This window comes from Caballeronia sp. (assembly GCF_049581465.1).
Lineage (GTDB): Bacteria > Pseudomonadota > Gammaproteobacteria > Burkholderiales > Burkholderiaceae > Caballeronia.
On the sequence record NZ_JBAUSA010000436.1, the window covers coordinates 1 to 7,328 of the forward strand.

Sequence of the window (7,328 nt, forward strand, 5' to 3'; positions counted from 1 at the left end):
TGCATCAGGCGCGCCGCGTCGGCTTGCGCCTGACTCCACGCATCCCAGCCCGTCTTGTCGCCGGTGACAGGCACCATCGCGATGCAGTCCACAGGGCAGGGCGGCACGCATAGGTCGCACCCTGTGCAGAGTTCGGGGATGATCGTGTGCATCTGCTTTGCCGCACCGACGATAGCGTCCACCGGACACGCCTGCATGCACAGCGTGCAGCCGATGCACAAGTTTTCGTCGATGATCGCAAGCGGCCTTGGCCGTTCCACGCCGTTATCCGGATTGAGTGGAATCACTGGCCGGCCGAGCAGGCGCGCAAGCCGCGCCACGCCTTCCTGGCCGCCTGGAGGGCACTGGTTGTAGTTCGCGTCTCCCGCCGCGATGGCTTCGGCATAGGGCCGGCATGCAGGATAGCCGCATTTCGTGCATTGCGTCTGGGGCAGCAGGTCTTCGATCTGATCCGCGAGGGTTTTGGGGGAAATTGCAGTCACAGTCACGGCTTGGGGCACGCGGTGGACGCGCCCCGTTGTAGCGCAGTCAAGCGTGCACTAAAACGGGACGAGACCCTCCGGCGCTGTTCGATGAACGCCTCCGGCTGCATGGCAAGCCGGTGGGACGTCCAGACATGCCGGACAAGCAATTCGCTTGGAGCCTCGCGATTGATATCCGGCGACGACACGTCAGGGGGAATAAGCGCCGATCCCAGCGCTCATTTTGACGCCTTGTTCTTGCGCGCACCTTAACGATGCGCGCTAGCGAGCATTATGGCCGAATTTCCGACACTTCCCCACCAATCCCAATTGCAAACGGGACTGTGATGTGCACATAATTAAAACGCTTACGATTGACGGTAGAACGGTAAATCCCAATCACTTTGGCGCGACGGATCCACGGCATGCTTCCAATGGGCACGGACGTTATGACGTAATCCGGAGAACGCGTTTTGTCGATCACAAAGCCACCATGAACCAGCCAAAAATCAAAAGAGATCCAGAGGGCACGCGACGTCGCATCCTGCTCGCCGCCGCGGAGGAGTTCGCGGCTGGCGGCCTGTTCGGGGCGCGTGTCGACCAGATTGCTCGCCGCGCCGAAACGAACGAGCGAATGCTCTACTACTATTTCGGCAGCAAGGAGCAACTGTTCACGGCTGTCCTGGAGCATGCGTTCTGCGCGCTCACGGAAGCCGAGAAAACGCTCGATCTGGACGGCGTCGCGCCGGTCGAAGCCATCACGCAACTCGCGCACTTCATTTGGGATTACTATCGTGAGCATCCCGAACTCTTGCGTTTGATCAATAACGAAAACCTGCACGAGGCGCGATATATAAAGGGCTCCACGCGCGTGCGCGAATTGATCTCGCCGATCGTCGCCACGCTCACCAAGATCCTCGAACGAGGCCAGCATGCTGGCTTGTTCCGCAACAGCGTGGATCCATTGCGTTTTTATGTGACGCTATCCGGGCTGGGGTATTACATTGTGTCGAATCGATTTACGCTCGAAGCGGCCTTCGGGCTGGACTTCAGTTGCGAGGCCGAACGCGCGGAAATCGTCAGGATGCATACGGAATTGCTGCTTGCGTACTTGATGCGGCGCTAAATTTTTTTGTTGCCGCAACAACGCGTTACGATCTTCAGCACGAAAAAAATGCGCCGCGTAAAACGCGGCGCATTTTGTCATGCGAACCAATTTTCGAGCGTCAGTTCAAGTGTGCAATCAAGCTGGAACGGCTTCTTTCTTCGGCGCTTTGTCGTGTTCAAGGATGAACGCGCGCAGTTCCGGATAAACCATCGTACGCCAGCGACGCCCTGAGAAAATGCCGTAGTGCCCGGCCTTCTCGGCGAGGTAGTGACGCTTTTGCTTCGTCGAAAGACCGCTGCAAAGATCGTGCGCCGCGCGCGTCTGGCCGCTGCCGGAAATGTCGTCGAGCTCGCCTTCGATGGTTAGCAGCGCCGTGTTCTGGATGTCTTGTGGTCGCACGCGCTCACCGTGCACGTCCCACGTTCCTTCAGCCAGACGGAATTCCTGGAACACGATACGAATGGTGTCCAGGTAATAGTCGGCGTCCATATCGAGCACGGCGTTGTATTCGTCGTAGAAGCGGCGATGTTGGTCCGCATCTTCGTCGTCGCCGCGCAACAGGTTCTGATAGAAATCCCAATGCGCGGTGACGTGGCGCTCAGGGTTCATCGCGACGAAGCCGGCGTGCTGGAGAAAGCCCGGATAAACTTTGCGTCCGACGCCCGGATAGTTCGAGGGCACCGTGTAGATTACGTTGTTCTCAAACCATGAGAACGAATGCTCGTTCGCAAGCGAATTGACCGATGTCGGGCTGCGTCGTGCGTCAATAGGGCCGCCCATCATGGTCATGGTCCGCGGTGTGTCCTCACCCCGGCTCGCCATCAGCGAAATCGCCGCCAGTACGGGCACGGTCGGCTGGCAGACGGAAATCACGTGCAAATCCTTCGCGCCAATGTGACGGATGAATTCCTGGATGTATTCCACGTAGTCGTCAAGGTGGAACTCGCCGTCTTCGAGCGGCACCATGCGCGCATCGAGCCAGTCGGTGATGTACACCTTGTGGTCTTGTAGCAGCGTCTTGACCGTGTCGCGCAACAGAGTGGAGTGGTGGCCCGACAGCGGCGCACACACAAGCACGATAGGCTCGGTCTTAAGTTCGGTGACGGTCGCGCTGTCGTCGGAAAAACGCTTGAAGCGGATCAGCCGGCAGAAGGGCTTTTCGATCACGATCTGTTCCACGATTGGAATAGCATGACCGTTCTTTTCGATCTGGTGAATCTCGAATTCAGGCTTTTCGTAGTCCTTGCCCAACCGGTAAAGCAGTTCATAGCCGGCCGCAAGCCGCGTGGAGCCCGGTACATAGGTGAGCGGGCTAGAAGGGTTCGTGAACGTCTTCGATGCCGCTTCGGCCCACGCCGTAAGAGGACTCAGCATGGCGCGCTGAAATTCGTGGAATTGATAGAGCATGTTCTACCCGTTTAAAACCGGTCGCGACCGTGTCCATTCGCGTGTCCGGCAGTTGGCCTCTATCGGCGACGACGTCATGCCAAGTCCGGTTGTTGGAGCGCCGGTTCCCTGCATAAAGTGAGTTGTTCGTTGTAACTGGTTATCGGCACGCGACGCGGTGAGCTTGATGCAGGTATTAGCAGGTACTAATTACCCCCCGCTGCACGCACACTCATTCGCCGCCCGACCAGCCAGATCCTCATCGATCATAGCCAAGAACCATGCATTGTGCAATGCAACATAGGTGTGGTTTACCGCCAATTGGCGTAAGTTATCGGTCAAAAAGTGCAATTTTTGAAAACACCTGCTGAGAATTGATCCCGTTGTATTACAAATTACTTTCTTCAGCTTTATTTTCTATTTCAGATTTGCCTTGGTCTGAACCGGGGTGGCCCATCGCTTTCGCCATCTCTTGCTCGTGTCGCATCAGGTTCATGCCTGTATGCACGAGCGCGACGTGCGAGAACGCCTGTGGGAAGTTACCTACCTGACGTTTTGCCACCGTGTCGTATTCCTCCGACAGCAGACCCACGTCGTTCGCCAAGCCGACTAGCCGTCCGAACATCGCATGCGCTTCGTCGTAGCGGTGTTGCAACGCGAGGTTGTCGACGAGCCAGAAGCTGCAGGCGAGAAACGTCCCTTCGCCGGGCGGCAGGCCATCGACGACTTCCTCCGTGTGATAGCGTTTCACCAGTCCGTCGTGCGTGAGATCGCGTTCGATTGCGTTGACCGTTCCGATCACGCGCGGATCGTGCGGCGGCAAGAAACCGAGCAAAGGGATCAGCAGGACGCTGGCGTCGAGCGCATTGCTCCCATAAGCCTGGACGAACGAATTCAATGTCGGATTCCAGCCCTGGTCGCATACCTGCGCATGAATGGCGGCGCGCAACTCGCGCCAGTGGTCAAGCGGCCCCTCAAGATTGAATTGTTCCGCGGATTTGATCGCACGGTCGTACGCCACCCACGCCATCACCTTCGAAAACGTGAAGTGCTGGCGGCCGCCGCGCGTTTCCCAAATGCCTTCATCGGGTTGGCACCAGACTGTGTCGAGGTGATCAAGCATGGCGCACTGGATCGACCATACGTTTTCATCGCCTTGCAACCCGCCCACGCGCGCGAGGTGCAACGCGTTCATGACTTCGCCGTAGACATCGAGTTGCAACTGGTTGACGGCGCCGTTGCCCACGCGCACGGGTTTCGAATTCTCGTAGCCCGGGAGCCAGTCCACTTCCCATTCCGGCAGGCGCCGCTCGCCCGCAATGCCGTACATGATCTGCAACTGATCGGGCGACCCGGCCATCGCGCGACCGAGCCACGCCCGCCAGGCGCGGGCTTCGTCGTAGTAGCCGCTGCGCATCATGGCGAGCAGGGTGATGGTCGCGTCGCGCAACCAGCAGTATCGATAATCCCAGTTGCGGGTGCCACCGAGTTGTTCAGGCAACGACGTGGTCGGAGCCGCGACAATACCGCCGGTCGGCTCGTAAGCGAGCGCCTTCAGCGTGATCAGCGAACGGCGGATGGCCGGACCCCAGTGGCCATCGATATTGGCGCGTCCCGACCATTCCAGCCAGAAGTTTTCCGTGCGGGCGAACTGCGTATGCGGATCGTGTTTGGGCGGCAAGCGCAAATGCGATTGCGAATACACGAGCGAGAAGGGCACGCGCTCGCCGGCCTTCACCGTGAATTCGGCGACCGTACGCATGTTTTCACCTTCCAGCTTGACCGGCGTGCGCAACACGCATAGATCGGGGCCGGCGATCATGCGCACGCCGCTGTCATCGGGAAGCTGGCTGACCCACGGGATCGACGCGCCATAGTCGAAGCGCAGCACGAGTTCCATCTTCATCTTCACCGTGCCGCTTCGGCCGACCACGATCCGCACGAGATCAGAGGCGCCGTTGCGAACCGGCATGAAGTCGATCAGCGACACGCGGCCGTCGGGCGTTTCGAAATCGGTTTCGAGAATCAGCGTGTCGCCGCGATAGCGCCGCGTGATGACAGGCGGCGGGGCGTCGGCGGGCAGATCGGGTGTGATCAGCCACCGGCCATGGTCGGGCGTACCGAGGAGCGCGGCGAAACACGCGCCGGAGTCGAAGCGCGGCCAGCAAAGCCAGTCGACGGACCCCTCCCGGGAAATCAGGGCGGCGGTGTGGCCGTCGCCAACCAGGGCGTAGTCCTCGATGAGTGCGGGCATAGGCGAAAGTAGGTTGTTTGTACCGGTTGGATGGATTAGCCGGACGGCTAGCGGATTGATTATGCGGCGCTTCGCTCGTTCGCGTCGAAACGGCGTGCTGCCGCCGGTTTGCGGTGATGGGGACGGAAGAGCAGCCCATCACCGCAAGGAGAACCGCTCCCAACCGTGTCAACACATCCTAGAATACCGAGATGCATCAGACGTTTTCATCGGGACGCATCCAGTGTCGCGAGAAGAATAAATCAAGGATCACGGCCTGTGTTTCAAGTTTGGCTTCGCCGGCGCACGCGGTTTCATGCGTTGGTCGCGAAGCTTTTTCGAGGACACTTAAAGTGAAAGACATGTTAAATCCATCGAAAGCCGACTGCATCGCCATTTTGTCGGCGGTGAGCCGACTCCCTGATCATGCAACGCTCGATCTCGACCGGCAGCTTCCCGGCCTGTCCCGCAATGGGATGAAAACCGCAGCCGCGTTCCTGAGCGAACGCGATTGTTTCAAGCAGCACCCCGATAGCAACGGCCATGTGGAGGTTGAAGGTTTATCCCTGCAAGGACGCTTGCGGCTCGAACAACTGGCCCAGGGATAAGCGCCGCACTGGGTTTGAGCCCAGTTTGATAGTGCGTCGTGTAAAACGGGCCGCGAACACATGGTTCACGGCCCGTTTCTTGCCGGTTTTCTTGTCCGGGCGGTTCGCGTCCCCGGGAATCATCGCCTGCGCCTGAATGCTTCATCCGACTCGCAATGCCGCGTATCGCGGGACCGCGCTCCGTCAGAAATGCACCGCGCCGACCCCGAACAAGCCGACAACACCGATCACAATCAAGTAGATTGCCACGATAAAGTTCAGCAGCCGTGGTGCGAGCAGGATCAGGATGCCCGCGATCAGCGCGACCAAAGGACCCACGCTTAAGTGAATATTCATTTTGACTCCTTGCGTTAGTTTGATTGGAATTGGAGTGGGACATGCGGGCTGCGGCGGCGCGAAGCCGCTGTCGCCGGGATGATGCTCAGCGTTTCACCTATAACCTGAAACAACTCGTCAGAACGAACGATCAGGAGGTCGTATGCATTTTGTCTCTTCCCTCTCGTCCCCGCGGAACAAGTTACCGCAATCATTGTGCCGGATCGGCAAACAATCGCGTAGTTCGGGTTTTCTATTGAGGGGACTCGCCGTCGGTATCGCCTCGATACTGTCGTTCCCTGCCATTCCATCGTTCGCGCAAGCTCCCGGCAGCGCGTCGGCCACGTCGTCATCGGCGAATGGCGCCACGTTCGACCTGCTAGTGGGAACCTATACCGGCAGCGGCAAGAGCCGAGGTATTTATGTGTATCGATTCGATGCCGACAACGGCTCGATCACACCGCTCGCCACGGCGCAGACGGTCAATCCGTCCTATCTGGTCGTGAGCCGCGATCGGCAACACGTTTATGCCGTGAACGAACTGCCTGGCGACAACGGTCCCGCCACGCAGCGCGGCGGCGTCAGCGCGTTCCGTTTCGATCCTCCGAGCGGCCGGATCGACTTCGTGAATAAGGTTTCCTCCGATGGCAACGATCCCGCCTACCTCGAAATTTCGCCGGATGACAAATATCTTCTCGCCGCGAACTATTCGGTTGCATCGGACCCGGGCGGCAGTTTCGCCGTCTTTCCGCTTGAGGGCGACCGCGTCGGCCCATCGGTGCTGACCGTGCATCACGACGGCAGTGGCCCCGTCAAAGGACGCCAGGACAACTCGCACGTGCATTCGACCGTGTTTTCTCCCGACGGCCGCTACCTCTTCGTACAGGATCTGGGCCTGGACAAGATCTATTCGTACCGATATACCCCCGATGGCAGCCGTGGCCTCTTTGGCCCGACTGACTCACGCTACGCGATCGTCAAGCCTGGGTCCGGGCCGCGCCATCTCATCTTCGACCAGGCCGGCAAACACGCCTATGTGACGACCGAGATGAACGCGTCGGTGCTTGTGTACAACTACGCCGATGGCAAGCTTTCGTTACAGCAGACTTGGCCGATGACCGCGCCGGGCTTCAAGGGCAAGATCGGCGGCGGTGCGATCCATTTATCGTCGGATGGCCGCTTCCTGTACGCAACCAATCGAGGCGACGTCAACGAAA

7 protein-coding genes are annotated in these 7,328 nt (G+C 59.1%); 3 read left to right on the plus strand and 4 right to left on the minus strand.

The genetic code is table 11. The features are described from left to right. A partial coding sequence (gene rsxB, locus WCA53_RS10885) for an electron transport complex subunit RsxB (RefSeq protein WP_423909089.1) occupies window positions 1-500 on the minus strand: 500 nt, incomplete at its 3' end. 454 nt (window positions 501-954) lie between these two features. Here rsxB and WCA53_RS10890 point away from each other — a divergent pair. Further along, a complete protein-coding gene (locus WCA53_RS10890) occupies window positions 955-1,587 on the plus strand; it encodes a TetR/AcrR family transcriptional regulator (RefSeq protein WP_423909094.1) in 633 nt (210 codons plus the stop codon). 117 nt (window positions 1,588-1,704) lie between these two features. Here WCA53_RS10890 and WCA53_RS10895 read toward each other — a convergent pair whose 3' ends face one another. After that, on the minus strand, window positions 1,705-2,976 hold the full coding sequence (locus tag WCA53_RS10895) for a polyhydroxyalkanoate depolymerase (RefSeq protein ID WP_423909097.1): 1,272 nt from the start codon (window positions 2,974-2,976) through the stop codon (window positions 1,705-1,707). A 367-nt stretch (window positions 2,977-3,343) separates the two neighbouring features. Then, window positions 3,344-5,209: a glycoside hydrolase family 15 protein gene (locus tag WCA53_RS10900; protein ID WP_423909100.1), complete on the minus strand. Its 1,866-nt coding sequence runs from the start codon at window positions 5,207-5,209 to the stop codon at window positions 3,344-3,346. A gap of 341 nt (window positions 5,210-5,550) precedes the next feature. Between WCA53_RS10900 and WCA53_RS10905 the strand changes: the two genes are divergently transcribed. After that, window positions 5,551-5,796: a hypothetical protein gene (locus tag WCA53_RS10905; RefSeq protein WP_423909111.1), complete on the plus strand. Its 246-nt coding sequence runs from the start codon at window positions 5,551-5,553 to the stop codon at window positions 5,794-5,796. 183 nt (window positions 5,797-5,979) lie between these two features. Here WCA53_RS10905 and WCA53_RS10910 read toward each other — a convergent pair whose 3' ends face one another. Beyond that, window positions 5,980-6,132, minus strand: a complete 153-nt coding sequence (locus WCA53_RS10910) for a DUF3096 domain-containing protein (protein WP_423909103.1) — start codon at window positions 6,130-6,132, stop codon at window positions 5,980-5,982. Window positions 6,133-6,274: 142 nt separating this feature from the next. Between WCA53_RS10910 and WCA53_RS10915 the strand changes: the two genes are divergently transcribed. Further along, window positions 6,275-7,328: lactonase family protein (locus WCA53_RS10915; protein ID WP_423909107.1), on the plus strand; the 1,054-nt coding region annotated here is incomplete at its 3' end.